Consider the following 25765-nt stretch of genomic DNA (forward strand, 5'->3'; position numbering starts at 1 on the left):
TAGCGTGCCGCGCGTTTTGGCAACAACATTCCTTTAGGAAAGTTAATCTGCATGCGGCGGGGCGTAAGTCAATATGTATACTTAACGTATTATGAGAGGATTCCCGCCGCCCCTCGTATTTGCTGAATAAGTTGTCTTTTGTCTTGCAATGCTTGCGTGGGGGCAGGCGAGGCTATAGTAAATTTCCTATAGGAAATGAATCGCAGTGAGGGCCGGTATGGCGCAGCGCCTATCGTTTGATGAGCTTGTCATCGTGCTAGAGGACATCCTGCAAAAGGCGGGGACCAGCCCAGATGTGGCCGCGATCATCGCCCAAAATTGCGCCGCCTGCGAGCGGGACGGATCGAAAAGCCACGGTATTTTCCGGATGCGCGGCTATGTCAGCACGCTGGCCTCGGGGTGGGTGGATGGCGCGGCGCAGCCGGTGGTCGAAGATGCGGCACCCAGTTTTTTGCGTGTCGATGCGCAAAATGGATTTGCGCAGCCCGCGCTGGCGGCCGCGCGGCCGCTACTGCTGGACAAGCTGCGTGAAAATGGCGCGGCGGTGCTGGCGATCCGCAATTCGCATCACCTTAGCGCGCTATGGCCGGATATCGAGCCCTTTGCGGATGAGGGCTATATTGCGCTCAGCGTCGTGAATTCCATGGCCGTGACCGTGCCTTTTGGCGCGAAACGGGCGGTGTTCGGCACCAACCCCATCGCCTTTGCCGCGCCTGTCGCGGGGGATTTGCCGTTTGTGTTCGATATGGCAACCTCGGCCTGGTCGCATGGCGATGTGCAGATTGCCCGCGCCGAAGGGCGCCTGCTGCCCGAAGGGGTTGGCGTCGACGCGGGTGGTGCGCCCACGCGCGATCCTAATCTGGTGCTGGAGGGTGGCGCGCTGCTGCCCTTTGGGGGGCACAAGGGCTCGGCGATTTCGATGATGATCGAGCTGCTTGGCGCGGCGCTGACGGGCGGGAAATTCTCGACCGAGGTGGATTGGTCGCGCCATCCGGGGGCGGTGACGCCCCATACCGGCCAGTTCATTTTGCTGATCGACCCCGCGCGGGGCGGTGGTTTGCCGTTCGATCTGCGCGCGGCGGAATTTACCCAGACGATGCGCGAGGCCGGTCTTGACCATCTGCCCGGTGTCAGACGGCACAAAAACCGTGCCAAAGCGCTGCAAAGCGGCATGACGCTGGATGCGGATGCTTGGGCCAATCTCGACAAACTGCGTCAATTTGGCATAGCTGGATTGAACGGCTAACGAGGACAGATCACGTGGACGATACCAAGCCATTGCCGACAGCGATGATCCCACCGGCCGCGCGGCGCAAGGCGGCGCATTCGATTGCGGCGCGGCTGCGGGCTTTGCGCAAAGAGGCGGGGCTGACCCTCAGCGATTTGGCGATGCGCAGCGGGTTGGCGGCCTCGACCCTGTCGAAGATCGAAAATGAACAGATGTCCCCGACCTATGACACGATCCTGTCACTGGCCGAGGGTTTGGGCGTGGATATCACCCATCTGGTCACCGGCACGCAGGGTAAATCCGTCAATGGCCGCAAGGCCGTAACCCGCAAGGGCGAAGGCATTGTCCATCGCACGCAGCAATATGATTACGAGATGCTGTGCAACGATATCGCCAATCGCCAGTTCGTGCCGTTGCTGGCCGAGGTGAAGGCGCGCTCTTTGCATACGTTCGACGGGCTGCTGCGCCATCCGGGCGAGGAATTTATTTTCGTGTTGGAAGGCCGGGTCGAGCTGCATACCGAATTCTATGCCCCAAGCCTGCTCGAGGTCGGCGACTCGGGCTATTTCGATAGCACGATGGGCCATGCGCTGATCAACCCCGACGACAGGCCCGCGCGGGTGTTATGGGTCTGTTCGAGGGTCGTTGGTCCATTGGCACAGTAAGGCTAACGACCGCCGGTCAAGATCTGAAGGATCTTTCAAAACCCTGATATGTCACGACGTGCTTCCAAAATATGTGCGTTTGGGCGGCCTGCGTCTTGTGTAAAAATGCAGGTAACGCCGGTCGAAAGCCGCGTCATGCGCCTTGCATTGTGATGACCGGCAGGCAGCGCGCGGGATCGGTCGTTCATGCGATAGAGCGCGCGTTCACGCCGCGCCCCAGCCCCATTACACTGACCGCGCCGCAAGATATCGTCAGCAGGCAAAGCATCCGAGACGATGTTATTTGCGCAGGATCATCATCGGTGTCAGCGCCTCGGGGTCGGTGATCATGCGGGCGCGGATGTCAAAGGCGGCGTGCAGCAGATCTTCGCGGGCGACCTCTTGGGGCGCACCTGCGGCCATACATTGCCCGTTTTGCAGCACGATGACCTGATCGCCATAGCGAAAGGCTTGGTTCAGATCGTGCAACACGGCAACGACGGTGCGGCCCTCGTCGGCCAGTTCGCGGCACAGGCGCAGCACCTCGACCTGATGGGCGATGTCGAGGTAGCTGGTCGGCTCGTCCAGCAAGATCACCGGCGTTTGCTGTGCCAGAACCATCGCCAGCCATGCCCGCTGCCGCTGGCCGCCCGACAGCTCTGCCACCGGGCGATCGGCGAAGGCTGCGATATTCAGGCGCGTCATGGCGCTATCGACCACGGCGCGGTCGCTGCCATCCAGACGGTTCCACAGGTTGGTATGCGGGCTGCGGCCATAGGCGACCAGTTGGCGCACGGTAACGCCATCAGGCGCGTTCAGCGTCTGCGGCAGCAGCGACATCAGCCGCGCCAGCTTGCGCGGGGGGATTTGGCTCTGCGCTTTTCCATCCAGCGTAATCTCTCCGCGTGCCAGCGGCAGCGCGCGGATCAGGGCCTTGAGCAGGCTGGACTTTCCGCAGCCGTTCGGCCCGACCAGCACGGTAAATTTTCCGGTCGGGATGTGCAGGTTCAGGCCGTTCAGCACGGGCGTTGCGCCATAGCGCAGGGACAGGTCTTTCAGCTCGATCGCGATGGTCATCAGCGCATCCTAAACAAGAGCCACAGGAAATAGGGCGCGCCGATCACGGCGGTCATCACGCCCACGGGCACCTCTAGCGGGGGGGCCATCGCGCGGCCCAGCACATCTGCGGCCATCATGATCGCGCCGCCAAAGGCCGCGCTGGCGGGCAGGATCACCAATGCGCGCCCCGGTGTCGCCAGCCGCGCGATATGCGGCGCCACAAGGCCGATGAAGCCCACCGGCCCCAGCACCGCAACCGCTGTTCCCGTCAGCACCACCGCAAGGCCGAGGGCGCGGACCTGCACTCGTCCCAGATCCACACCCAGCGCATGGGCGGTCTCATCGCCAAGGCCGATCAGATCGAGTGATTTCGCCAAAGGCAGCGCCAACAGCGCGATGGGCAGCACCAGCAGCACCAGCGGCATCTGCTCCCACCCGCGTGCCCACAGGCTGCCGGTCAGCGACATCAGCGCGGTGTTAATCGCGACGGGATGGGTCAGCAGCAGGAATTCCGTCACGCCTGCAAATCCCGCCGATAGCGCCACGCCCGATAGCGCAAAGCGTAGGGGCGAGAAATGCCCCGCATTATAGAGCATCAGCACCGCCGCGCCAAAAGCGCCGCCGGCGATGGCGATCAGTGGTAGCAGGTTTACGGCTAGCCCCGGAAACAGCAAAATCGCGCCCGCCAGCGCCATGCCCGCGCCCTGCGTCACCCCCAGCAGATCCGGCGAGGCGAGGGGATTGCGGATCACGCCTTGCACCAGCGCGCCCGCAAGGCCAATGCCGCCCCCAAGGATCAGCGCGATCAGCGCGCGTGGCAAGCGGTGGTTCCAGACCAGAAAATCCTGCGCATCATGCGCGGCCAATAGCTGCGCCACCGCCAAGGGCGACAGGCGATGCGCGCCAAGGCAAAGCGACAGTAAAAACAATGCGCCAATCAGCGCGCAGAGCGAGAAGGCGCGGATCATAGCGGCCTGCGCGCCAGAAAGAGAAAGAACGGTGCGCCGATCAGCGCGGTGATGGCTCCGGCCGGTGTCTCGGATGGAAAGGCAACCCAACGCGCCGCGATATCCGACGCAAGCAGCAGGTTCGCGCCCAACAGCGCGCTGAGCGGGGTCACAAGGCGGTAATCCGCGCCGACCATCAACCGCGCCACATTGGGCGCGATCAGCCCGATGAAGGCAATCGGCCCGGTGACCGTCACGGTCACACCCACCATGAGGCAGCCGCCCGCGAAAATCGCAAGGCGTAAAGGCACCAGCGATATCCCAAGGGCGCGCGCCGCCTCGTCCCCCAGCGCGACAATGTTCAGCCGCGCGGCGACAAATGCCGCCAGCACCGCGGCGGCAAGCGCCGTCACCGCCAGCAACCGCACATCCGCATAGCCCGTGTTTGCCAGCGACCCCGCCAGCCAGTTCAGCACGCCTAAGGCGCGCTCCTCGGCCAATAGCACCACGAGGCGCGTCAGCCCCGCGCAAAGCGCAGCCATCGTCATCCCGGCCAAGATCAACCGCACCCGCGCCGCATCCGGCGACCAAGAGGCCCCCAGCGTCATGACCAGCGCCCATGCCACCGCGCCGCCCGTTGCTGCGGCAAGCGGCGGGGCAATCGGCAGAGCGATCACGCCGCTGCTGACCAGCGCCAGCCCAAGGCTCGCGCCGCCCGTCACCCCCATCAGCGCGGGCGAGGCCAGGCGGTTGCGCGTAATGCCCTGCATCAGCGCGCCGCACAGCCCCATCATCCCCCCGATCAGCACCGCACAAAGCGCGCGCGGCACGCGGATCTGCGCAATGATCTGGGTCATCGTGCTGCTTTCTCCCCAGCCGATCAGCGGCAGCGCCTGCGTGATCGACAGGGGAAAGGTGGAAAAGGCGATCAGCGACCACGCGAATAGCACCACCCCCAGTAGGGTGGTGCCAGTGGTCATGATAAGGCCGCGCGGCATGTGGCTTATTCGACTTCGGCAAACGTGCCTTGCAAGATGTGCAGGGCATCGTCGGCGATCCGCTCGGCGGCCATGATGCCGCGGTTGCGTGCCCAGACATTGCTGTCGACCGAGACGACATGGCCCTCGGCCTGCGCCGCTTTCAACACGTTCCACAGCGGCGCGCTTGACCATTGATCGATGATCGAGGGACGACGGTAATGACCGACCAACAGGTAGTCGGGATCAAGCGCCAGCAGCTGTTCAATCGAGGCGAATTCATAGGCGTCGCCGCCGTCGCGGATCGCGGGCACCGTCAGCCCCAGCGCCGCCAGAACCGAACCGTCATAGCTGTCGGGCCCGTGCAGCGAGAGGCTGTCCTCGCGCGCGGCGCCGAAAATCACGGTGGTACCGGGTGTGACCAATGCCTGCATCTGGGTCGCGTAATCTTGCATGATCGCGGCATGTTGGGTCAGGCGGGCGTCCATCTGGGGCGTTTTGCCCACAGCCTCGCCGATCAGGCGGGCGGATTTCAGGCTATCCGCGTAATCTTCACCGCGCGAGGGCAGCAGCAGCGTCGGCGCAATGGCGGATAGCGCGTCATAGGCGGCCGCGTGGCGGTCCAGGTCGGCGATGATCAGATCGGGCGAGAGGGCGGCGATATCCTCGATCGAGGGCTGTCCGCGCAGACCGACCGATGTCCAGGGGCCGGTGATGTCGCGGATCGCTTGCGGCAGGCGGGTGATGTCATTGTCATCGGCGACGCCAACGGGCGAGACCGCGACCGAAGCGAGGGCGTCCACGAACGAGAATTCCAGCGCGACCACCCGCGTGGGCGTATCGGGCAGGGTGATTTCGTGCGTGCCGTCGTTGACGGTGATCGGATCGGCGAAAGCGGCCGGTGCCAGCAGCGCCATGCTGCAGGCGAGGGTCAGGGTCAGTCTCATGGAAGGGGTCCTTGGGATGAGAGGCGCGTGGCAAGGGGGCTGCGCGGATGGCGTCAGGTGGGATCTGTCCTTACGCAGGTGATCTGGCGTTGCGGCCACAGGGGCTGCGGCGTGCAGACAAGGCCCAGGGCGCGGGCATGGGCCTGCGCGGTCGTTGCGATCCCGGCGATAGCGGCGCGAAGCGCATCGCCGGTCAGGGGATCGGGTTGCAGGTTCAGCCGTGCGAGTGCGGCGGCATAGGCGGGGGTGTGCATCAAGGCGCCGATGCGCGCTTGCCAGGCTGCCGTGATGGCGGGATCGACGCCGGGGGCAAGATACACACCGCGTGCGACGGGCCAATCCAGCGGCACGCCTTGCTCGCGGGCGGTGGGCGTGTCCGACAGCGCGCCGGGCAGGCGGGTCGGGGCATAGACCGCCAGAATGCGCAAATCCGTCCCCTGATCAATCGCGGTTTGCGCGGCAGCGGCGTCGTTCAGGCAGGCTTGCACGAAACCCGCGCTCAGGGCTTCCAAACACGAACCGCTGCCCTCGAAGGCCAAGAATCGCAAATTGCCCGAGGGGATGCCATAGGCGCGCGCCGTCAGCGACAGCCGCATCCGGTCGGGCCCCCACAGCAGACCACCACCGCCAAACCCGATCCGATGCGGGTCTTGGGCCGCCTCGCGCATCAGCGCCTCGAGCCCCTGCCATGACGCGTCACCGCGCACGACAACGGCGCCGTAATCGCGCGCCAGAACCGCCACCCATTGGGGCGCCTGATCGCTGGTCGCGGGCATCTGGCCCAGAGCAAGGTTGTAGATCGAGCCGTCCGCAAAGGCGATCAGTTGATCCGCGCGCGCATCCGCGCCATGCGAGACCGCGCTATAGGCCGCCGCGCCAACCCCGCCGGGCAGATAGGAACGGGTGACAGCGGTGATCCCAAGACCAGCCGATGGCAGCGTTTCGGCCAAAAGCTGGCACGTCATGTCAAAGCCGCCTTGCGGTTGGGCGGGGACAAGGCAGTCGATGCGATCCGGCAAGTCTTGCGCAGGCAGGGCCAACGGCAGCGCAGTCAGAGCGGTCGCAAGGCTCAGGCAAAAGATGCGGGCAAATCGGGTCACAGCGCGGTCCAAATTCATTATGCGTGCTCTTTAGCGGATCGAACCTGTCAATTCCCTTTCAATTGACGAAAATAATCAGGAATCCATCCGTGCCAGCCGCATGGTAATCTGAAATCCGCCATCAGCCGGATTTTCCGCGACCAGATCACCGCCATGGGCGCGCGCCACGGTCTGCGCCAGCGACAGGCCAAGGCCGGTGCCGGCACTGCTGCGGTCGCTGCGGATCGTCAGGAACGCCTCGCCCAAATGCGCCAGGATCTGCGGCGGTGCACCGCGGCCGTGGTCGCGGATGGTAATCTCGGCCAAGGCACCGCTGCATAGGGAAACCGCGACTGTCCCACCCGCAGGGCTATGACGGATCGCATTGTCCAAAAGGTTGCTCAGGCCTTCGAAAATCAGCGTGTCGTCACCTGCGATCATCACCGGGCCATCGGGCAGATCCAGGTCCAGCGCCACAGTCGCCGCCCGCGCGGGGGCAAGATGTAGGCGCAGAACCTCGGGCAAAAGTGCGGTCAGATCGATTTGCTTCCAATTCTGCACATGGGTCGCGGACAGGTTCTCTGCCCGCGCCAGCGTCAGCATTTGCCGGGTCATCTGTGTGGCGCGCGCGATCACCGGACCCATGGCTGCAATGGCTTCGCGCTGCGCCTCGGGCGACGGGGTGCTGAGCGCGTAATCCACCTGTAGCTGCAAGACGCTGATCGGCGTGCGCAACTGATGCGAGGCATCGTCCAAAAACCGTCGCTGGGCGGCATATTGATCCGCATGGCGCTGCAATAATGTGTTGAAGCTGTCGATCAGGGGGCGCGCCTCGGTCGGGATGCTGGCGGTCGGGATCGGCGACAGATCGTGCGGCGCGCGGCCATCGAACATCTCTTTCAACCGCGTGAGTGGCCGCAGCGAGACGCCGATGCCGACCACCAGCAGGCCAAGGCCGATCAAACTGATCGACAGATCGCGCACGAAGGCGACATCCGAGACTCGGCGCAGAAAGAGCGCGCGGGATTCGGTGGTTTCGGCAACCTCGACAATCAGCGATTGCGGCGCATCGGCGCCGTAAAGCGGCTGGGCCAATGGCACGCGCAGGGCGGCACCGCGCAGCTCTTTGCCCAGATAGGTGATGGTGTAAAAATGGGGGCGATCACTGCCGATTGCGGGCGGCGGCGGCAGGCCGATATCGCCGATCTGCACCAGCTTGTCATCTGTGCTGACCCGCACATAGATGACACTGGTCGATGCGGCCTGCAGCGTTGCCAGCAGCGTATAGGGCAGTTGCACCCCCAGCCCGCCATTGGTGGTCGAGATATTCTCCTCGATCGCGCGCACAGCGCCTGCCAGCGAGCGGTCATAGGCGCTATCGGCCAGCGCGGCGATATTGGAATGCGTGACCCACAGCGAGGAGAGGAACACGAACAGGCTCAGCGGCAACATCCACAGCGCCAGCGCAAGGCGCAGGCTGCGGCCCCTAGCCATTGGCGGCATCCAGCATATAGCCCAGGCCGCGGATCGTCTGAATGGCGGTGTCGCTGCCTTCCAGCTTGCGGCGCAGGCGATAGACCATGACCTCGACCGCCTCGGGGTTAAGATCTTTGTCATCGCCCACCAGCCGGGCCAGGATCTGCGCCTTTGACAGTGGATCGCCCGCCCGCTGGATCAGCAGGCGCAGCAGCGCATGTTCACGCGGCGACAGATGCAGCGGCGCGCCGCCCAGCTCGAACCTTTGGCCGTGCTGGTGATAGGTCAGGCTGCCACAGCGGAAAATGCCCTGCGCATGGCCTGCGCGTCGCCGCAGCAGGGCCGATAGACGCGCCTCAAGCTCTGCCACGGCAAAAGGTTTCATCATGAAATCATCGGCGCCGATATGCAGCAGATTGACCCTTTCGCTCAGATCATCGCGCGCGGTCAGGATGATGACGGGCAGGCTGGCGCCGGCGGCACGGATGCGGCGCAGAACCTCGCCGCCATCAATATCGGGCAGGCCCAGATCCAGCAGCAACGCATCGTAATCATCGCTCAATACGCGGTTTACAGCCAGCAGCCCGCGCTCCTCCCAATCGGCAAGGATGCCCTGCGCGCGCAGGGCTTTGACCAACCATTCGGCGAGCTGTTCATCATCTTCGACCAGCAGACAGCGCATTTTGCCCCTCCGCATCGGCGCGGCGATCCGATTATGCAGGCCCAGTCGCAGATCGAGATGCGCGGGTCAAGGTAATGGCAGGTGCTTTCGATGTTGCGGGGTCGGACAAGGCGCAGCCCATGCGGCGCGGTGCGCGAAGGATCGGGGTCGATGGATCATGCGTTTAGATCCAGCCGAACTTTTACGCGGCGTCGTTCATTCTTACGGCAAATCCACCGCGCGCGATCATAATACTATCGCGCGCAGTGCATAACCTGCTGGGCGGCCAATCGCGCGATATAGCCCAACTAAATAACTGATTTATAATATATTAAATTGAATTTTGGGCCACTGAACCTGATATTTTGCCGCCAAATCATAACTTCTACTAATGTTTCAATTCCGCGCCGCGTCTTGGAAGTCACGGGCCTTACCCGTCAATCAGAACCGACAGGCCAGCCACAGGAGGCCGGCCGCGTTTCCAAGGGGGCATCGCGATGGAACAGCAGCCACAGGTCTTGCGCGTCCGCGTGCTTGACAAGCATCTTGGCGATGTGACGGTCCTGAAGTCCGTCGATCTGACCCTGAAAAAGGACAAGCAGGTCTGTGTGATCGGGGCATCCGGCGCCGAGCGCGCACCGATGCGGCCCTGCTGCGACCGAGCTGAGGCGCCGATCAGCGGGCAGATTTATATCCACGGCAGCCGCATCGCGCACAAGACCAGCCGATCCTGTGACCCCTATAGCCGGCGACTGTCGTCCAACAGGGCGGCCAAAGCAGAATTTGGCGTCCCGAAACCCGAACAGCTCAAGGCTTTGCGGCGATGCATCGCGGCCTGACAATTGAAAATTCAAGACATAGGAAGGTATGATATGACCCGAATGATCATCGGCGGCGCCCAAATGGGCGGTATTCAAAAAGCTGAAACACGCGAACAGGTCGTACAGCGTATGCTGGCGCTGATGGATCAGGCCCATGCGGCGGGCGTGTCCTATCTGGCCTACCCCGAGATGACGCTCACCACGTTCTTTCCGCGCTATTACGCCGAATCCCGCGCCGATTTCGACCATTGGTTCGAGACCGAGATGCCAAACCCGCAGGTGCAGCCGCTGTTCGATCGCGCGCGCGCCTATGGCATGGGTTTCTCGTTCGGTTTTTGCGAACTGACCCCCGAGGGGCAGCATTTCAACACCGCGATTGTCGTGTCGCCGACAGGCGATATCGTCCTGACCTATCGCAAGACGCATTTGCCCGGTCATGCCGAGTTCGAGCCAGAGCGCACACACCAACACCTTGAAAAGCGTTACTTTTTGCCCGGCGACACCGGCTTTAACGTGGCACAATCGCAAGGCGTGCAGATGGGGCTGGCGATTTGTAATGACCGCCGCTGGCCCGAAAGCTGGCGTGTGCTGGGGCTGCAGGGGGTCGAGCTGGTCTCGATCGGGTATAACACGCCCTCGCAGAACAACCTGTCGCGTGATGAGGGGCCGGAAAAACGTCTCTATCACCACGAATTGTCGGTCTGCGCCGGCGCTTATCAGAACGCGACCTATGCGATTGCGGTCGCCAAATGTGGTCTTGAGGATGGTTATCACATGATCGGTGGATCGATGATCGTAGATCCCGATGGCTTTGTGATCGCGCGCGCCACGGGTGAGGGCGATGAATTGATCACCGCCGAGGCTGATTTCGACAAATGCGCCTTTGGCCGCTCGACCGTGTTCAACTTTGCCCAGCATCGCCGGATCGAACATTACACGCGGATCGCCACGCAAACGGGGGTCGAGGTGCCGCAATGACGCAATTCGATACGGTCATTCACAGCGGCCAGATCGCGACGGCGGATCAGGTTTTCGCGGGCGATATCGGCATCAAGGACGGCCGCATTATCGCCGTGGCCGAAAAGATCGCGGGCGGTGAGCGCCGGATTGATGCGGGTGGGCGTATCGTCATGCCCGGCGGCATCGAAGGGCACGCCCATATTGCGCAGGAAAGCTCGGCCGGGGTGATGACGGCGGATGATTATCTGTCCGGCTCGATCTCGGCGGCCTATGGCGGCAACTCCAGCTTTATCCCCTTTGCGGCGCAGCATCGCGGCCAAAGCATTGATCACGTGCTGGAAACCTATGGCGCACGGGCGCGCCGTTCTGTCATCGACTATTCGTGGCATCTGATCATCTCGGACCCGACCGAGGCGGTGTTGCAAGACCAGCTACCGCGCGCGTTTCAGCAAGGCATCACCAGTTTCAAGGTCTTCATGACCTATGATCTGATGAACCTGGGTGACGGCGGGATGCTGGATATCCTGACAGTGGCGCGCGCACATGGCGCGATCACGATGGTCCATGCCGAGAATAACGACATGGTCAAATGGATGAACCGCCAGCTTGCGGCGCGCGGGCTGACCGCGCCGCGCTATCACGCGATCTCGCGCCCCGAACTGGCCGAGGAAGAAGCGATCAACCGCGCGATCCAGCTGGCGAAACTGGCCGATGCGGCGCTGTTCATCGTCCATGTCTCGACCGCCGGCGGCGCCGCGATTGTGCGGCGCGAAAAGTTCAACGGGGCCAAGCTGTTCGCGGAAACCTGCCCGCAATATCTGGCGCTGACGCGCGATGATCTGGATCGACCGGGCACCGAGGGCGCAAAATTCATGTGCTCGCCGCCGTTGCGTGGACGCGAGACGCAGGACGCGCTGTGGCACCATATGGCGATGGGCACGTTTGAAAGCGTCAGCTCGGATCATGCGCCTTATCGCGCGGATGAAACGGGGAAATTCACCGCAGGCTTTGATGTTGCCTATCCCAAGATCGCCAATGGTATGCCCGGGATCGCCATGCGCCTGCCGTGGCTGTTTTCCGAAGGTGTGGTCAAAGGGCGCATCACGCTTGAACAATTCGTGGCGCTGTCCGCGACCAACGCCGCCAAGACCTTTGGCTGCACGACCAAGGGTCGCATCGCCCCCGGTATGGATGCCGATATCGCGATCTGGAACCCAGACGTCACCCGCACCGTTACCCTGGCCGATCAGCACGACAATATGGATTATACCCCGTTCGAGGGCTTGCAGATCACAGGCCGTCCCGAGCATGTGCTGACGCGCGGTGCCAGCGTGATCGCGGATGGCAAGCTGGTCGGCACCGAGGGGCAGGGCCAGTTCTTTGGCCGCGCGCCCGTTGATCTGCGCGCACGCCCAGGTGTGGCGCTGCCGGAATTCGACCCGGCGCAGAACTTTGGCACGGAGCTGCGCTGATGGGACGTATTCTGGTGGTGAACCCCAATAGCAGCGTCGATGTCACCTCGGGCATTATCGCGGCGCTGGCCCCGTTCGGCGATCATTTCGAGGTGGTCGGCATGGACGAAGGGCCCGCGACCGTCGCGACTGAGGAACATGTCGCCCGCGCAGGATTGGCCTTTGCCGAGCTTGCGGCGAGGCGGCCCGATGCGGCGGCTTTCGTCACGGCCTGTTTTTCGGACCCGGGCCTTGATCTGGCGCGTGCCCGCGTGCCGCAGCCGGTCTTTGGCATTCAAGAGGCTGGGATCCTTTCGGCGCTGGCCGTCGCGGATCGCTTTGGCATCGTCGCGCTGTCGCCCGCCTCGGTCCAGCGCCATCTGCGTAAGCTGCGTCTGATGGGGGTGGATCGCCGTCTTGCGGGGGAACTCGCGCTGCCGGGGGTTTCGGCCGTAGCTTCGGGGCATGATCCGCGCGTCTTTGATATGCTGGTTGATCTGGTTGGCCAGTTGAAAGATCGCGGTGCAGGGGCTGTCGTGCTGGGCTGTGCCGGTATGGCGCCGATCCGCACGCGGCTCGAGGATCGCACCGGTGTTGCGATTATCGACCCCGTGATCGCGACCGGTGCCATGGCCCTTGGGTCGCTGGTCGCCCGGCAAGCCGTCTAAGCCCGCGACGGGAAAGCAGGGGCTGGTTGCGAACCTTGGTCCCTGCCAGCGTTACAGCGCACGCCATTTCCCGTCGCTAAGATCGGCTTTACCAATCCCGCGCGGTACCACGGCCTGTATGAAAACCTTCAGTCTAACCGCGGTCAGCGGGCATTTCGATGTGCCGGCGCTGATTGAGGATCTGGATGGTTGCGGGCGTTTGCGGATCAGATCGGGCAGCACACCGATGTCACGTCAGCTCTGCCGGTCAAGATGCGACACGCGAAGTGATGCGGGCCCTATCGACAGCAGGTTCTGGAGGCGGAGATGAGGCGGTAATGGAGTGCGCCGAACGCCATGGATCGAAACAATAATCTGAAACCACCCGCAGCAGCAGGCGTGAACTGCCTTGGGAATGGGCGCCGACACCCCGGAAATGGGTCTTAACGGGCGGGCGTTAAAGGCGGCGCGGAACGTCTTTTCTTTTGGCGGCGCGCGCTTTTTGAATTCTATTTGTCGACAAGATAAATAATCACCGTATAACCTTTGGGAAAGTGACCCAAAGGGAATGAGAATGAGCGAGACTATTTTTACCGGCTGCATCCCCGCGCTGATGACGCCGTGCAAGCCTGACCGCAGCCCCGATTTCGATGCGCTGGTGCGCAAGGGGCAGCAGTTGATCGCGGCGGGCATGTCGGCGGTCGTCTATTGTGGCTCGATGGGCGACTGGCCGCTGCTGTCGGATGCCGAGCGGATGGAGGGTGTCGCGCGCTTGGCAGGCGCGGGCGTTCCCGTGATCGTCGGCACCGGCGCGGTGAATACGAAATCTGCGGTGGCAATTGCCGCCCATGCCGCCAGCGTCGGGGCCAAGGGGTTGATGGTCATCCCGCGCGTGCTGTCGCGCGGGCCGATTGTCGCCGCGCAAAAGGCGCATTTTCAGGCGGTGCTGGCCGCCGCGCCCGATCTGCCCGCTGTCATCTATAACAGCCTGTACTATGGCTTTGCCACGCGCGCGGATCTGTTCTTTGCGCTGCGCGCGGAGCATCCGAACCTGATCGGGTTCAAGGAATTTGGCGGCGGTGCGGATCTGACCTATGCGGCGCAGAATATCACATCGGGCGATGCGGGCCTGACGCTGATGGTGGGCGTGGACACGCAGGTTTGCCACGGGTTCATCAATTGCGGCGCCAAGGGCGCGATCACCGGCATCGGCAATGCGCTGCCGCGCGAAGTGCTGCATCTGGTGGCGCTCTCGCAAGCGGCGGCGGCGGGCGATGCCGAGGCGCGCCGCAAGGCCTATGAGCTGGAACAGGCGCTGCTGGTGCTGTCCTCGTTTGATGAGGGCCCCGATTTGGTGCTGTATTACAAATACTTGCTGGTTCTGAACGGCAATGCGGAATATGCGCTGCATTTCAACGAGAGCGACGCGCTGACGCCATCGCAGCAGGCCTTTGTCACCACGCAATACCAGCTGTTCAAAGACTGGTATGCCAACTGGGCAGCCTAAGACGGGGCAGCGCGAAATGAGGGGGGGCCGCAAGGCCCCCTTTTCAGATCAGCACAAAGCCATGCGCATAGGGGTCGCGGTCGTCGATGAAGATCGTGTTGAAGCCGGTCTGCCGCGCCCAGCCACCGATCGAGGGGATGATCGCCGGCTGGCCCGCAACCTCGGCCGCTGCCTCGACGCGACCCTTAAAGATCGAGCCGATGATGCTCTCGTGCCAAAACGCATCGCCGACGCTCAGTTTTCCCTTGGCCGCAAGCTGCGCCATGCGGGCGGAGGTGCCGGTGCCGCAGGGGCTGCGGTCGATGGCTTTGTCACCATAGAACACGGCATTGCGGGCATGGGCCCCATCCACTGTGGGCGCGCCTGTCCATTGAATATGGCTGAGGCCATTGATCGCAGGGGTTTCGGGGTGGATGAATTCGTATTTCGCGTTCAGCGCGCGGCGCAGGCGCGGCGAGAGGGTCACAAGGTCACTGGCGGTATAATCGGCCATGTCGCGGAAGTTTTTCTGCGGCTCGACAATCGCATAGAAATTGCCGCCATAGGCGACATCGACCACAATCTCGCCCAGACCTTCGACCTCGGCAGTCAGGCCTTCGGCATGCAGGAAGCTGGGGACATTGGTCAGGCGCACCTCTTCGACAAAGCGGCCGTCTTGGCGGTACTCAATATCGACGCGGCCGGCGGGGGCCTCGATCGACAGGCGGCCGGGCGTGCGGGGGGTGATCAACCCGTTTTCAATCGCCATAGTGATGGTGCCGATCGTGCCATGGCCGCACATCGGCAGACAGCCCGAGGTCTCGATGAAAAGCACTGCCACATCGCAATCGGGGCGCGTGGGCGGATAAAGGATCGAGCCGGACATAATGTCGTGGCCGCGCGGCTCGAACATCAGGCCGGTGCGGACCCAGTCGAACTCGCGCAGGAAATGGGCGCGCTTTTCAATCATATTCGCGCCCTGCAACTGCGGGCCGCCGCTGGCAACAAGGCGGACGGGGTTGCCGCAGGTATGGCCGTCAAGGCATTGAAACGTATGGTTTGTCATGCGCGATATCCGAAAAAGCGGGTGGGGCGATAGGGGGTCAGGTCGATCTGGGGCGGGGCACCCGCGATCAGATCGGCCACAAGGCGCGCGGTGCCCGCTGATTGGGTCAGGCCAAGGTGGCCGTGGCCAAAGGCCAGCACGATGCGCGGATCATCGGGATGCGCCCCGATCACCGGCAGGCTGTCGGGCATCGAGGGGCGAAAGCCCATCCATTGTGTCCCGCCAGAGGTGACCAGATCGGGCATAAAGCGCTTTGCCTTTGCCAGCAGCGCATCGGCGCGGGCCATATTGGGCGGCAGGTCCATCCCGCCCAGTTCCACCGCACCGCCGACACGGACTCCATCGCCGATACGGGTGACGACAAAGCCGTGGTCGGCAAAGGTCACATGGGTGCGCAGGTCAAAGGCGCCAGCGGGCAAGGTGGTGTTATAGCCGCGTTCCGTATCCAGCGGCAGCCGCAAGTTCATGTCCTGCAGCAGCGGGTTGCTAAAGGCGCCGGTCGCAAGGACGATGCGGTCAAAGCGATCTGGGCCGGTGGGGGTGGCAAGGGTCACGCCGGCATCGCTGGGGGTGATGGCCGTCACCGCGGCGATTTTCAGTTTGGCGCGCAGGCGCTGCGCCTCGATCAGGACGGCCTCGGTCCAGATGGCGGGGTCGGTGACATTCGACCATGCGGGCGTAAAGGCGGCATGGGTAAAGCGCGGGACAAGGCCGGGCTGAATGGCGGCAATGGCGGCAGGTGCGGTCAGCAGATCGACGGCGATACCATGCTGCTGCCGCACCCTTAAGCCGGGCATGGCGGCGGCAAAGGCGGCCTCGCCCTCGTAAAGCTGTAACTGCCCGTCGGTGCGGATCAGGTCTTGCAGGTGATAGTCACGCAGCAGATCCGCCAGCGCGGCTTGCGAGACCTGCATCAGCGCGACCTGCGCGGCCACTGCCGTAGCATAGCGGTCGCGCCAACTGGCCCGCCAAAAGCGCAGCAGCCACGGCGCGATGCGCAACGCATAGGCGGGCGGCAGCGACAATGGCCCCAGCGGGTCGAGCAGCCATTTCGGCGCTTTGCGCAGGATGCCGGGCGTGGCCAGCGGGATGATATCGGCAAAGGCAAACGCCCCCGCATTCCCGCGCGAAGTTTCCGCCGCGACGCCTTTGCGGTCGAAAATTACAACCTCATGTCCCGCACGGGCCAATGCCAGCGCCGATGTGGCGCCGATGATGCCCGCTCCGATCACGCCAATGCGCATATCTTGCCCTGCTGCGATTTTAACCCAGCGCTAACACTGTGCATGCGCTCTGTCGACAATAAAAATTTAACAAGACCTATGGCTCTGTATGCATGAACCATGCAAGACTGCGCCAGCCCTTTTTCGATAGGATCACAGCCATGAGCAAAGCGCCCGACAAGCTCGAGCCCTCCATTTTGAAACGCGGCGCGGGTGTGTCCTATGTCTACGAGTCGCTGCGCAATGAAATTATCGAGTTGAAGCTGGCGCCGGGCACCCCGATTGACGAAGTGCAATTGGCCGAGCGTTTTGCCCTGTCGCGCACCCCCATACGCGAGGCGTTGGTGCGCCTTGCGGCCGAGGGGTTGATCACCACGCTGACCAACCGCGCAACAATCGTATCGCAGATCGATTTCCTGAACCTGCCGGATTTCTTTGATGCGTTGACGCTGATGTATCGGGTGACGACGCGGCTGGCGGCTGCGAACCACCGCCCCGAGGATATCCCCGCCATTCGCGCCCTGCAGGACGAATTCGTGGCGGCGGTCGAGGCAAAGAATGTCATGGCGCTGATCCTGACCAACCGCGATTTCCATCTGGCCATCGCGCGCGCAGGCGGCAATCAATATTACATCGATCTGTTCACCCGTCTGCTGGATGAGGGGCGGCGCATTCTGCGGCTGTATTATTCCTCGTTCAACGACAATCTGCCGCGCCAATATGTGAACGAGCATGAGGATATGATCGCCGCCATTATTGCGCGTGATGTGACGCGCGCCGATGAATTGGCGCGCGCCCATGCCGATCAGATCGTGCGGCAGATCCAGTCCTATATCTCGGCGGATAACCGGCAGAATGCGCAGATGGGCCTGTAGGGCTTATGCGCCTGTCACAATGGGGCCCAGCGTGCCGCGCCCCCATTGCGTCCATGACCCGTCATAAATCGTGCCGGTCTGGCCGATCCGGGCAAGACCAAGGGTCAGCGTCGCCGCCGTCATGCCTGATCCGCAGGTCAGCACGGTATCGGTGCCGGATTTTTCTGCAAACAGCGTTTCCAACTGATCCACGCTGGCGAATTGGCCGGTGGTCGTATCGGTCAACTGGTCAAAGGGCACATTCGTCGCACCCGGCATATGGCCGGATGTGAGCCCCGCGCGCGGCTCTGGCGCGGTGCCTTGGAAACGCGGCGCGCCGCGGGCGTCGATGATCGGGCGAGTGCCTGCGGCAACAACCTCGGCCATCTCGGTGCCCGATAGCACGCGGCGGGTATCCAGCACCCAGTCTTTCACGGGAACAGTGGCGGTATTGGTCGGTGCGCCTTCTTCCAGCGGCAGGCCCAGTTTTTGCCAGTACAGTAGTCCGCCATCCAGCACGCGCACATCTGGGACGCCATAGGCCGTCAGCGTGAACCAGACGCGCGGCGCAGAAAAATGGTTCACGCTGCGGTCATAGACCACGACCGGCTTGCTGCCGTCGATCCCCAGCGCCGCCATCGCCGCGCCAAATGTCACGGCATCGGGCATCATATGGGGCAGGTCGCTGGAATGATCCGCCACCTTGTCGATCTCGAAATACCGCGCGCCGGGCAGGCGCAGCGCGTCATAGGCGGCGCGGGCCGCAACAGGGTCGGAGGGCATGAAATAGGTCGCATCGAGCAGCACGACATCATGCAGGCTGATGGCCAGTTTTTCGGGCGAGATAAGCGGATCGGTCATAGTGCAGTCCATTCTAGGGGCGGAATTACCGCGCTGGTCTCCACCCTAGGGCAGGGGCGACATGGGTGGCAATGTTTTCCATCAGCTCGACATTCTCGGCATGGCTGAAACCGGGGGGCAGGAAGATCAGCAATTCGCCCGCCTCGCGCACCGCGACATCGGCCAGCAAATAGTCGATCACCTCGGCGGGCGAGCCGACGATTTCTGGGCTCATGAGGCCGCCGGTGGAATTGGCGCGGCCTGCGGGCTCGGCCGGGGTTAGCGCGCCTTTGGGGCGCGAGGCGGCGGGGCCCTGCGATTGGCGCAAATCGCCATAGCCTTGGTAAAGGGCGCGCTGGCGGTCATTGAGGGCCGGAAAGAATGTGCGCGCGGTTGTAAAGCGCGGGGCGCGATCCGTGCGGGTCCATGCCGCGCGATGCGCATCGACCACCGCCTTTTGCGCCGCATCGAACGGCAGGCCGAGGCTGGGCGCGATCGCCGACAGTACCAGATCGAGGCCCAACCCCGCTGCACGCTGCGCGCTATCGGGCGTGCCCGCGCCATACCAGATGCGGTCAGCCAGCCCAGGGCTGAGCGGGCGCAGGTGCAGATCATCGCCCTGCGGCGTCGTCCCGTAAGATGTGCCGCGAATGGCATCGAGGAAATCCACGACTTTCTTGGGCGTTGCCTTTGCCCAACCGGGGCCGTCTGTGCCGTTGAAAATCGCATCAAAGCTGGGAATGCCGCCCGCGATGCCCAGCTCGACCCGCCCTCCGGACAGCAGATCAAGGGTCGAGACATCCTCGGCCAGACGGATCGGATGCTCATAACCCATTGGGATAATGGCGGTGCCCAGCGTGATATGCTGGGTCACCGCGCTGGCCGCCGCCAGCACCGTCAGGGGGGAGCTGACGTAATTGTCGAAATGGCGGTTGCGGATCCAGCCCGCGTCATAGCCCAGCTGTTCGCCTAGGCGAAACAGATCAACGGCGTCGCGGTGGCCTTGGGCCGCGCCGCCTGCATCATGTTCGCTAAAGGCGCCATTGGTCAAAAAGCCAAGGCGCAGACGCGGAATGGTCGTGGTCATCATCAGTCTTTCAAAAGCACATCACGAATGTGGCGGGTTTGGGGCGCTTCGCCCAAGGTTTGCGCAAGGCCCAAAAGGCGCTGGACGCGGGCATTCAGCGGCGCGTCCAGCCCATGCTGGCGCGCCAGCAGGACGATATCGCCGTTCAGGTAATCAACCTCGGAGGGTTTGCCGCGCGCGAAGCTTTGCCAGGTCGAGCGCTGCGCCGCGCTGTTGGTGTTGCCGGCGGGCACGCGGTTGGTGCCAAGTTCGACCGCGATATCCACATCCGGTGCACCAAGATCGAGGTTCACGCCTGCGGCACTTAGGATGGCACGTGTTTCGGCCGTCAGGGCGGCGGTCAGCGCGCGGCGTTCATCGGCGGTGCCTTCGAATACGTCGACGGCATTGGTTGCGTTGAACAGCAGCTTTTCATATTTGCGCGCGGTGATGTTGTCGCGGATGCGGGTGACGAAACCGGCGGCTTCGAAATCACCGGCGATCTGCGCCAGAGTGTCATCCGTGGGCAGGCTGGCACCCGTCAGGCGGCCCAGTTGGAAATAGCCGTTCTTGGGCGCCGCGCGCGAGGTGACATGGCCGGGTTCAAGGTAAGAGACCGGCACAATGCTGGCGACCGAGATCACCTGAGAAAAGCGGCGACGGGCGATATCCTCGGCGGCGGTGCCGTTTTGCAAGATGACGATGGGCAGATCGGCGGCCAACGCACCGGGCGCGCCGGATGTGTCGCCCTCTAGCGGCTGCCAGGCCCATTGGGTCACAACCTGTTCGACATCTTGGGTTTTGGTCGCGACGACCAGAATATCATTGCGGGTAAGGCGGGCGGCCTCGGGGCTATTGGCGACCGCAATCTGCACCTGATCGGTGCCTTGAGGGTGGTGAAGGTGCAGCGGGGCGGTGGACAGCGCCTGATATTGCGCGCCGCGCGTGATCAGCAGGGCATTGAGGCCCGCCAAAGTCAGGCGGCCCGCCAGTTGCATACCAATGGCGCCGCCGCCGATGATGACATAACGATGGGTCAAATTCGCTCCAAATCTAGGGATTGTCCGCTTAAGGATTGTCCGGGGATCGCCGCCAGCAGGCGACGCGTGTAGGGGTCTGTGCTTGCGTCAAAGACCTGCGCGGTCGGGCCGGATGAGACGATCCGGCCTTGGTTCAACACGTGAACTTCATCCGATATTTGCCGCACCACCGCCAGATCATGCGAGATAAACAGATAGGTGAGCTGGAATTCCGCCTGCAGATCGACCAGCAATTGCAGGATCTGCCCCTGCACCGAGACATCGAGCGCCGAGACCGGCTCGTCCAGCACCAAAAGGTCGGGTCGCAAGATCAGCCCGCGCGCGATGGCGACGCGCTGGCGCTCGCCCCCCGACAGCTCGGACGGCAGGCGCGTCAGATAGCTTTGCGGCAAAGCGACGGCATCCAGCGCCTCGGATGTGCGGCGGTGCAGCGTGGCGCGGGTCGGGCGATCGAAATTCGCCAGCGGCTCGGCAATGCTTTGGGCGACGGTAAAGCGGGGATCGAGGGCGGAGTAAGGGTTCTGGTAAACCATCTGCACGCGACGAAAATGCTGGCGCAGCGCGCGGTGGCCCTGTTGCGGCACCGGCACGCCGTCGAATGTCAAAATGCCGCTGTCGATGCGCTCTAACCCCGTGATCGCGCGGGCGAGGGTCGATTTGCCCGAGCCGCTTTCCCCCACAATCGCCACGGTCGAGTGCCGCGCAATATTCAGCGAGACGCCATGCAGCACCGGGTGACTGCCAAAGCGTTTCGTCAGCGCCTGCGCCTGCACAAGTGCTGCGCCCGGCGCGGCGGGGGATAGGCCCGCCGACGGCGCACGGCGCGCGCCATGCAGCGCGGGGGCGGCGGCGATCAGCGCTTGGGTATAGGCATGGCTGGGGCGTGTCAGCACCTGTCGCACCGGCCCCTGTTCGACCATCTTGCCGAGCTGCATGACGATGCTGCGGTCGGTGCGGTCGGCGGCAACACCGATGTCATGGGTGATCAACAAGACGGCGGTATTGAACTCTTGCCGCAGTTTATCCAATTGATCCAGCACGATGCGCTGCACTGTTACATCAAGACCCGAAGTTGGCTCATCTGCGACGATCAGTTTGGGGTTCGATGAGAACGCCATTGCGATCAGCACACGCTGTTGCTGGCCGCCCGATAGCTCATGCGGGAATTGGTTCAGGCGCTGGAGGGGGCGGTCGATGCCGACGCGGTCCAGCAAATCGGCGGCACGCGCGCGGGCCTCGGGCGGGGTGGCAAGGCGGTGGAGGATCAGGTTCTCGACCATCTGCGCGCCGATCTTGCGCACGGGATTCAGCGAGACGTTTGGATCTTGCGGCACCAGCGCCAGTTGGTTGCCCAGGATCTGCCGCCACAAAGGATCACGCCAGGATGTGATTTTCTCGCCGCCAATGGTCAGGCTGCGATAGGTCGCACTGGCATTGGGCGCGAGCAACCCCAGCACCGCCATCCCCAGCGAGGTTTTCCCCGAGCCGCTTTCACCGACCAGCGAGACAGCCTCGCCCGCGCCGATCTGCAGGTTGATATCGTTCAAGATGGTGCGGCTCTCGCCCGTCTTTGTGCGATAGGACAGGGTGAGGCCGTTAAGGTCGAGGGCGAGATCGTTCATTTTACAAGGCTCTGATCGGGGTCGAGGGCGCGGCTGATGCGGTTCGCGGCCAGCACGGTTGAAATGATGACAAGGCCGGGGGACAGCGTTAGCCAAGGCGCGACGGCGATGAAATCGCGCCCGCCCGAGATCAGCGAGCCCCATTCGGGTTGCGGCGGCTGCGCGCCGTAACCAAGAAAGCTGAGGGCCGAAATCGCGAGGATTGCGCCGCCAAATTCCAGCGCGGCCAGCGTCAGCACCGTGCCCGCCGCATTCGGCAGGATATGGCGGAACAGGATCGTCAGGCGCGAGGCGCCGCCCAGGCGCGCGGCCTCGATATAGCGGCTGGCGGCGACGCGGACGACCTCGGCGCGCATCAGGCGGGCAAAGACCGCGACCGAGGCGATGCCGACGGCAATGGCGACCTTGGTTGCGCCAAATCCCAGCGCCGCGACGACCGCCATCGACAGCAAAAGGCCGGGGATCGCGAGCAGCACATCGACAAGGCGCATGATGACCGCATCGGCCCAGCCGCCCAGATAGCCCGAGATCAACCCGATCAGCGAGCCGACCACCAGCGCAATGGCGACGGCCAGCGCGGTGGCGGCAAGCGATGGCCCCGCGCCATAGATCACCCGCGCGAACAGGTCGCGGCCGAATTGATCGGTGCCGAACCAATGCGCCGCCGACGGCCCTTGCAGCGCGGCGGCGGTGTCGGCGTAAAGCGGGTCGTAATGGGTGAACAGGCTGGGCACCACCGCCGCCAGCGCGATCAGCGCCACCAGCGCAAGGGACAGAATAATCCCGATATTTTGGGTGAAGCCGGGCAGGCACGCATTGCGGGCGCGGGGCATGGACAGGTCGGACATAAGGCCCCCTCAGACCGCGCGGGGGCGGCGGATGCGCGGGTCAAGCGCCGGATAGGCAGCATCGACCAGCAGGTTGATGACGACAAAGACAAAGGCAGAGAACACCACCATGAATTGCACCAGCGGGATGTCCTGCTGGGTGACGGCCCGCTCGATCAACCGGCCAAGCCCGCCGCGCGAGAAGACGGTTTCGGTGATGATCGTGCCGGTCAGCAGGTTGCCAAAGATGATCGCGGCCATGGTCAGCGCGGGCAGGATGGCGTTACGTGCGACGTGGCGGTGCAGGATGTCCCATTGCGACAGGCCGCGGGCGCGGGCGACCTGCACGAAGGGTTGCCGCCATGTGCCCAGCAGGCTTTTCGTCAGGATCTGCCCGATGATCGCCGCCGTCGGCAGCGCCAGCGTCACCACCGGCAGGATCATCGACAGCGCGCCGCGATTGGGCAGCGAGGGCACCCAGCGCAGCTGAAAGGCAAAGACCTGCAACAGCACAAGCCCGATCCAGAACCCCGGCAGGGCCAGAATGGTCGGCGGGATGCTTTGCAGCACTTGCCGCAGCCACCCCATCCGGGTCATCGAGGCGGCCACCGCAAGCGCCACCCCCAGCACCAGCGCAAGGCCAAGCGCGAGCAGGCTGAGGTGCAGCGTGGCGGGCAGCACCTCGGCCACGAGGTCGGTGACGGGGCGGCGGTGCTGGATGGAATTGCCGAAATCGAGGGTCAGGAATTGGCCAAGGCGCTGAAAATACTGGGCGATCCAGCCTTGATCCAGGCCGAATTCCGCATTCAGCGCGGCGACCGTCTGCGCATCGGGCGCGCCTGCCGCGCCATCCTGTCCCAGCAGCAGCGAGACAGGGTCCGAGGGCAGCAGATATAGGATCACAAAGCTGAAGGTGAAGGCGGCCCAAAGCACGAAGGCTGATTGCCCAAGGCGCGCCGCCCAGAATTTCAAAATCGCCATAGCCAAATCCTGACGGGGTTAGCGGTCGGTGAAGACGTCGAAGAACACCAGCTTGGTCTCGCCATCCAGACGCAGACCGTGACCGCTGGGATGGATCGCATAGGTCCAGGCGCGATCAACCAGCGGCACAACCAGTGCGTTTTCAATCAGATAGCGTTGGACATCTGCGGCGGCTGCGGCGCGGGCGGCGGTATCAATCGCGGATTCCTGCACCAGCAGCAGATCATCGAGCTCCGAGGCCGGGCTGCGCGCCACGCCCTGCGACGTGCGGTTCGAATTCCAGACCGCGTTCAGGATTGCGGGGTCGGCGCGGGTCATCTGCCATTTGTAGATGTCATATTCACCCGCCTGCACCCGCGCGGTCGAGGTCGCGCTATCCAGCCGCTCGATATTGTAGTCGATGCCAACGGCAGCGAGCTGCTGTTTCACCAACTGATCCGAGGCCGGGCTGGACATGATGATCCGCACGGAGAGGCGCTGGCCGTCGCGGCTGCGGAAGCCGTCCTCGCCGCGCAGCCAACCGGCCTCGTCCAAAATGGCGTTGGCGCGGCCCTCGTCAAAGGTCAGCAGGTCGCTGAAATCGGCCCAGCCGGGGGTGCTTTCGGACAGAACGGCGGTGCGCGGCGTCCAGCTGGGGCCCCAGACGGTGCGGATCAGCTCTTCGCTGTTGATGGCATGCTGGATGGCTTGGCGCACGGCGTCATCTTGGCCGATGGCGGTCTCGCGGTTGAAGATCAGCGATTCCGTCATGCCGGGGATATGCGGTGACAGCAGCGTCAGGCCCAGCTGTTCCAGCAGCGGCACATGTTGGAAGGCGATATTCGATGCCGAATGCACTTCGCCCGTCTGGACGGCGCCGGCGCGGTTGCCGGCCTCGGGGATCACGACCAGATGCAGCGCATCGACATAGGCGTCGCCGGTGTGGCCCGCCAGGCTGGAATGGCTGTCATAGCCGTCGCGGCGTTGCAGCACGATCTCGGTATCGCCCTGATAGCTGGCGGTGATGAAGGGGCCAGAGCCTGCGAAGTCACCGGCACAAAGCGCATCTGCGGATTTGCCCAGATCGTTGGGCGAGATCAGCCCGAACCATGCGCCCGACAGTGCTTGCAGGAATTGCACGGCGGGGCGGTCAAAGGTGATGCGGACGGTCTGCGGGTCGATCACCTCGGTGCCGGTGTAACCGATCAGCAGCGGCGCGGCGCCCACGGCACGGGGGCCAAGCGCGGCGATGCGGTCGATATTGGCCTGCACCGCCGCCGCATCAATCGGCGCGCCATCGGCAAAATGGCTGCCCTGCCGCAGATGGAAGGTAAAGGTTTGGGCATCCTCGGAAATGTCCCAGCGCTCGGCGATCCATGGCACGATGGCGCCGGTCTGCGGGTCTTGGTCAACCAGCGAATCCACCAATTGGCGGCCCACGTTCAGCGCGACGTGAAAGATCTGGGTCGGCGGGTCGATACAGGTCACCGCCGCTTCCAGCGCATGGTAATAGGTGCCGCCGGTGGTGGGCGCAGGCTGCGCATAGGCGGCGAGGGCGGGCAATAGGCTAGCGATGGCCGACGCACCCGCGACGGCCTTGACGTAAGACACCATGAATTGGCTCCTGTGGGGTGGGTCTTGGGGCGGATGGCCCGGCAATGAATGACGACTAATAGGGTAGAGATTACGCCTGCGCGCCGATCCCGGTCAATCACAGCGCATAGAATGATCTGCGCGATTGCGAAGGCATGCAGAAAACGAACCTATCGTTTTTTATTCCAATGCGGGTAGAGTGCCAAAAGCAGCCATCTGCTGCGGTGTTGAAGTCCGAATCATCGCGCATGATCTATGGATCATAAGGCTCATCTATGAATTATAGATCAT

24 protein-coding genes are annotated in these 25765 nt (G+C 63.5%); 8 read left to right on the forward strand and 16 right to left on the reverse strand.

Going from position 1 to position 25765, the window contains the following annotated elements; translation table 11 throughout:
• The first annotated feature begins 217 nt into the window (after positions 1 to 217).
• Complete coding sequence (locus KVU_RS15220) at positions 218 to 1246, forward strand: Ldh family oxidoreductase (protein WP_013385684.1); 1029 nt, start codon at positions 218 to 220, stop codon at positions 1244 to 1246.
• A 14-nt stretch (positions 1247 to 1260) separates the two neighbouring features.
• Positions 1261 to 1893, forward strand: a complete 633-nt coding sequence (locus KVU_RS15225) for a helix-turn-helix domain-containing protein (protein ID WP_013385685.1) — start codon at positions 1261 to 1263, stop codon at positions 1891 to 1893.
• A gap of 279 nt (positions 1894 to 2172) precedes the next feature.
• Here KVU_RS15225 and KVU_RS15230 read toward each other — a convergent pair whose 3' ends face one another.
• From KVU_RS15230 to KVU_RS15260, 7 genes are read right to left on the reverse strand one after another with little or no spacing between them, the layout of a single operon-like run.
• Positions 2173 to 2949: an ABC transporter ATP-binding protein gene (locus KVU_RS15230; RefSeq protein WP_013385686.1), complete on the reverse strand. Its 777-nt coding sequence runs from the start codon at positions 2947 to 2949 to the stop codon at positions 2173 to 2175.
• Complete coding sequence (locus KVU_RS15235; protein ID WP_014538154.1) at positions 2949 to 3899, reverse strand: iron chelate uptake ABC transporter family permease subunit; 951 nt, start codon at positions 3897 to 3899, stop codon at positions 2949 to 2951. The genes KVU_RS15230 and KVU_RS15235 overlap by 1 nt, the downstream gene beginning before the upstream one ends.
• Complete coding sequence (locus KVU_RS15240; RefSeq protein WP_014538155.1) at positions 3896 to 4876, reverse strand: iron chelate uptake ABC transporter family permease subunit; 981 nt, start codon at positions 4874 to 4876, stop codon at positions 3896 to 3898. Before KVU_RS15240 ends, KVU_RS15235 begins: the two co-directional genes overlap by 4 nt.
• A gap of 5 nt (positions 4877 to 4881) precedes the next feature.
• Positions 4882 to 5802: a Fe(3+) dicitrate ABC transporter substrate-binding protein gene (locus KVU_RS15245; protein WP_013385688.1), complete on the reverse strand. Its 921-nt coding sequence runs from the start codon at positions 5800 to 5802 to the stop codon at positions 4882 to 4884.
• A gap of 53 nt (positions 5803 to 5855) precedes the next feature.
• A complete protein-coding gene (locus tag KVU_RS15250) occupies positions 5856 to 6920 on the reverse strand; it encodes a Bug family tripartite tricarboxylate transporter substrate binding protein (protein WP_013385689.1) in 1065 nt (354 codons plus the stop codon).
• A 57-nt stretch (positions 6921 to 6977) separates the two neighbouring features.
• The gene (locus tag KVU_RS15255) at positions 6978 to 8375 is read right to left on the reverse strand and encodes a sensor histidine kinase (RefSeq protein ID WP_013385690.1); all 1398 of its coding nucleotides are present in this window, start codon (positions 8373 to 8375) and stop codon (positions 6978 to 6980) included.
• On the reverse strand, positions 8368 to 9039 hold the full coding sequence (locus KVU_RS15260; protein ID WP_014538157.1) for a response regulator: 672 nt from the start codon (positions 9037 to 9039) through the stop codon (positions 8368 to 8370). Before KVU_RS15260 ends, KVU_RS15255 begins: the two co-directional genes overlap by 8 nt.
• 476 nt (positions 9040 to 9515) lie before the next feature.
• On the opposite strand from KVU_RS15260, the gene KVU_RS15265 reads away from it, so the two are divergent.
• The 5 genes from KVU_RS15265 to KVU_RS15285 all read left to right on the forward strand — a co-directional run bounded on the left by KVU_RS15265 (position 9516) and on the right by KVU_RS15285 (position 14404).
• The gene (locus KVU_RS15265; RefSeq protein ID WP_014538158.1) at positions 9516 to 9857 is read left to right on the forward strand and encodes a P-loop NTPase family protein; all 342 of its coding nucleotides are present in this window, start codon (positions 9516 to 9518) and stop codon (positions 9855 to 9857) included.
• A 33-nt stretch (positions 9858 to 9890) separates the two neighbouring features.
• A complete protein-coding gene (locus tag KVU_RS15270) occupies positions 9891 to 10817 on the forward strand; it encodes an N-carbamoyl-D-amino-acid hydrolase (RefSeq protein ID WP_014538159.1) in 927 nt (308 codons plus the stop codon).
• Positions 10814 to 12271: a dihydropyrimidinase gene (gene hydA, locus KVU_RS15275; protein ID WP_013385694.1), complete on the forward strand. Its 1458-nt coding sequence runs from the start codon at positions 10814 to 10816 to the stop codon at positions 12269 to 12271. The genes KVU_RS15270 and hydA overlap by 4 nt, the downstream gene beginning before the upstream one ends.
• A complete protein-coding gene (locus tag KVU_RS15280; protein WP_013385695.1) occupies positions 12271 to 12918 on the forward strand; it encodes an aspartate/glutamate racemase family protein in 648 nt (215 codons plus the stop codon). Before hydA ends, KVU_RS15280 begins: the two co-directional genes overlap by 1 nt.
• A 553-nt stretch (positions 12919 to 13471) precedes the next feature.
• A complete protein-coding gene (locus KVU_RS15285; protein ID WP_013385696.1) occupies positions 13472 to 14404 on the forward strand; it encodes a dihydrodipicolinate synthase family protein in 933 nt (310 codons plus the stop codon).
• Between the two features lie 43 nt (positions 14405 to 14447).
• On the opposite strand, the gene KVU_RS15290 is transcribed toward KVU_RS15285, so the two are convergent.
• Together KVU_RS15290 and KVU_RS15295 are read right to left on the reverse strand one after the other, a co-directional pair.
• The gene (locus KVU_RS15290) at positions 14448 to 15449 is read right to left on the reverse strand and encodes a 4-hydroxyproline epimerase (protein WP_013385697.1); all 1002 of its coding nucleotides are present in this window, start codon (positions 15447 to 15449) and stop codon (positions 14448 to 14450) included.
• Positions 15446 to 16693 carry an NAD(P)/FAD-dependent oxidoreductase gene (locus KVU_RS15295; RefSeq protein WP_013385698.1) on the reverse strand — a complete coding sequence of 416 codons (1248 nt, stop codon included), beginning with the start codon at positions 16691 to 16693 and terminating at the stop codon, positions 15446 to 15448. The genes KVU_RS15290 and KVU_RS15295 overlap by 4 nt, the downstream gene beginning before the upstream one ends.
• A 140-nt stretch (positions 16694 to 16833) precedes the next feature.
• On the opposite strand from KVU_RS15295, the gene KVU_RS15300 reads away from it, so the two are divergent.
• Positions 16834 to 17547: a GntR family transcriptional regulator gene (locus tag KVU_RS15300; RefSeq protein WP_014538160.1), complete on the forward strand. Its 714-nt coding sequence runs from the start codon at positions 16834 to 16836 to the stop codon at positions 17545 to 17547.
• Positions 17548 to 17550: 3 nt separating this feature from the next.
• Here KVU_RS15300 and KVU_RS15305 read toward each other — a convergent pair whose 3' ends face one another.
• From KVU_RS15305 to KVU_RS15335, 7 genes are read right to left on the reverse strand one after another with little or no spacing between them, the layout of a single operon-like run.
• On the reverse strand, positions 17551 to 18387 hold the full coding sequence (locus KVU_RS15305; protein WP_013385700.1) for a sulfurtransferase: 837 nt from the start codon (positions 18385 to 18387) through the stop codon (positions 17551 to 17553).
• 25 nt (positions 18388 to 18412) lie between these two features.
• Entirely contained in the window at positions 18413 to 19453 is a 1041-nt protein-coding gene (locus KVU_RS15310) for an LLM class flavin-dependent oxidoreductase (RefSeq protein WP_236953183.1), read from the reverse strand.
• Between the two features lie 2 nt (positions 19454 to 19455).
• Complete coding sequence (locus tag KVU_RS15315) at positions 19456 to 20472, reverse strand: ketopantoate reductase family protein (RefSeq protein ID WP_013385702.1); 1017 nt, start codon at positions 20470 to 20472, stop codon at positions 19456 to 19458.
• Complete coding sequence (locus tag KVU_RS15320) at positions 20469 to 22094, reverse strand: dipeptide ABC transporter ATP-binding protein (protein WP_013385703.1); 1626 nt, start codon at positions 22092 to 22094, stop codon at positions 20469 to 20471. Before KVU_RS15320 ends, KVU_RS15315 begins: the two co-directional genes overlap by 4 nt.
• Positions 22091 to 22942 (reverse strand): ABC transporter permease, encoded by an 852-nt coding sequence (locus KVU_RS15325; protein WP_014538163.1) that lies wholly within the window; start codon positions 22940 to 22942, stop codon positions 22091 to 22093. The genes KVU_RS15320 and KVU_RS15325 overlap by 4 nt, the downstream gene beginning before the upstream one ends.
• A 9-nt stretch (positions 22943 to 22951) precedes the next feature.
• The gene (locus KVU_RS15330; RefSeq protein WP_013385705.1) at positions 22952 to 23902 is read right to left on the reverse strand and encodes an ABC transporter permease; all 951 of its coding nucleotides are present in this window, start codon (positions 23900 to 23902) and stop codon (positions 22952 to 22954) included.
• 18 nt (positions 23903 to 23920) lie between these two features.
• Positions 23921 to 25495: an ABC transporter substrate-binding protein gene (locus KVU_RS15335; protein ID WP_014538164.1), complete on the reverse strand. Its 1575-nt coding sequence runs from the start codon at positions 25493 to 25495 to the stop codon at positions 23921 to 23923.
• Between the last annotated feature and the right edge of the window lie 270 nt (positions 25496 to 25765).

It is taken from the genome of Ketogulonicigenium vulgare WSH-001 (genome assembly GCF_000223375.1).
GTDB lineage: Bacteria > Pseudomonadota > Alphaproteobacteria > Rhodobacterales > Rhodobacteraceae > Ketogulonicigenium > Ketogulonicigenium vulgare.

Excerpts from the sequence above, each read along its gene's own strand:
- KVU_RS15220 (WP_013385684.1), top strand. The coding sequence starts at position 218 with ATGGCGCAGCGCCTATCGTTTGATGAGCTTGTCATCGTGCTAGAGGAC.
- KVU_RS15230 (WP_013385686.1), bottom strand. The coding sequence starts at position 2,949 with ATGACCATCGCGATCGAGCTGAAAGACCTGTCCCTGCGCTATGGCGCA.
- KVU_RS15235 (WP_014538154.1), bottom strand. The coding sequence starts at position 3,899 with ATGATCCGCGCCTTCTCGCTCTGCGCGCTGATTGGCGCATTGTTTTTA.
- KVU_RS15240 (WP_014538155.1), bottom strand. The coding sequence starts at position 4,876 with ATGCCGCGCGGCCTTATCATGACCACTGGCACCACCCTACTGGGGGTG.
- KVU_RS15245 (WP_013385688.1), bottom strand. The coding sequence starts at position 5,802 with ATGAGACTGACCCTGACCCTCGCCTGCAGCATGGCGCTGCTGGCACCG.
- KVU_RS15250 (WP_013385689.1), bottom strand. The coding sequence starts at position 6,920 with ATGAATTTGGACCGCGCTGTGACCCGATTTGCCCGCATCTTTTGCCTG.
- KVU_RS15255 (WP_013385690.1), bottom strand. The coding sequence starts at position 8,375 with ATGGCTAGGGGCCGCAGCCTGCGCCTTGCGCTGGCGCTGTGGATGTTG.
- KVU_RS15260 (WP_014538157.1), bottom strand. The coding sequence starts at position 9,039 with ATGCGCTGTCTGCTGGTCGAAGATGATGAACAGCTCGCCGAATGGTTG.
- KVU_RS15265 (WP_014538158.1), top strand. The coding sequence starts at position 9,516 with ATGGAACAGCAGCCACAGGTCTTGCGCGTCCGCGTGCTTGACAAGCAT.
- KVU_RS15270 (WP_014538159.1), top strand. The coding sequence starts at position 9,891 with ATGACCCGAATGATCATCGGCGGCGCCCAAATGGGCGGTATTCAAAAA.
- hydA (WP_013385694.1), top strand. The coding sequence starts at position 10,814 with ATGACGCAATTCGATACGGTCATTCACAGCGGCCAGATCGCGACGGCG.
- KVU_RS15280 (WP_013385695.1), top strand. The coding sequence starts at position 12,271 with ATGGGACGTATTCTGGTGGTGAACCCCAATAGCAGCGTCGATGTCACC.
- KVU_RS15285 (WP_013385696.1), top strand. The coding sequence starts at position 13,472 with ATGAGCGAGACTATTTTTACCGGCTGCATCCCCGCGCTGATGACGCCG.
- KVU_RS15290 (WP_013385697.1), bottom strand. The coding sequence starts at position 15,449 with ATGACAAACCATACGTTTCAATGCCTTGACGGCCATACCTGCGGCAAC.
- KVU_RS15295 (WP_013385698.1), bottom strand. The coding sequence starts at position 16,693 with ATGCGCATTGGCGTGATCGGAGCGGGCATCATCGGCGCCACATCGGCG.
- KVU_RS15300 (WP_014538160.1), top strand. The coding sequence starts at position 16,834 with ATGAGCAAAGCGCCCGACAAGCTCGAGCCCTCCATTTTGAAACGCGGC.
- KVU_RS15305 (WP_013385700.1), bottom strand. The coding sequence starts at position 18,387 with ATGACCGATCCGCTTATCTCGCCCGAAAAACTGGCCATCAGCCTGCAT.
- KVU_RS15310 (WP_236953183.1), bottom strand. The coding sequence starts at position 19,453 with ATGACCACGACCATTCCGCGTCTGCGCCTTGGCTTTTTGACCAATGGC.
- KVU_RS15320 (WP_013385703.1), bottom strand. The coding sequence starts at position 22,094 with ATGAACGATCTCGCCCTCGACCTTAACGGCCTCACCCTGTCCTATCGC.
- KVU_RS15325 (WP_014538163.1), bottom strand. The coding sequence starts at position 22,942 with ATGTCCGACCTGTCCATGCCCCGCGCCCGCAATGCGTGCCTGCCCGGC.
- KVU_RS15330 (WP_013385705.1), bottom strand. The coding sequence starts at position 23,902 with ATGGCGATTTTGAAATTCTGGGCGGCGCGCCTTGGGCAATCAGCCTTC.
- KVU_RS15335 (WP_014538164.1), bottom strand. The coding sequence starts at position 25,495 with ATGGTGTCTTACGTCAAGGCCGTCGCGGGTGCGTCGGCCATCGCTAGC.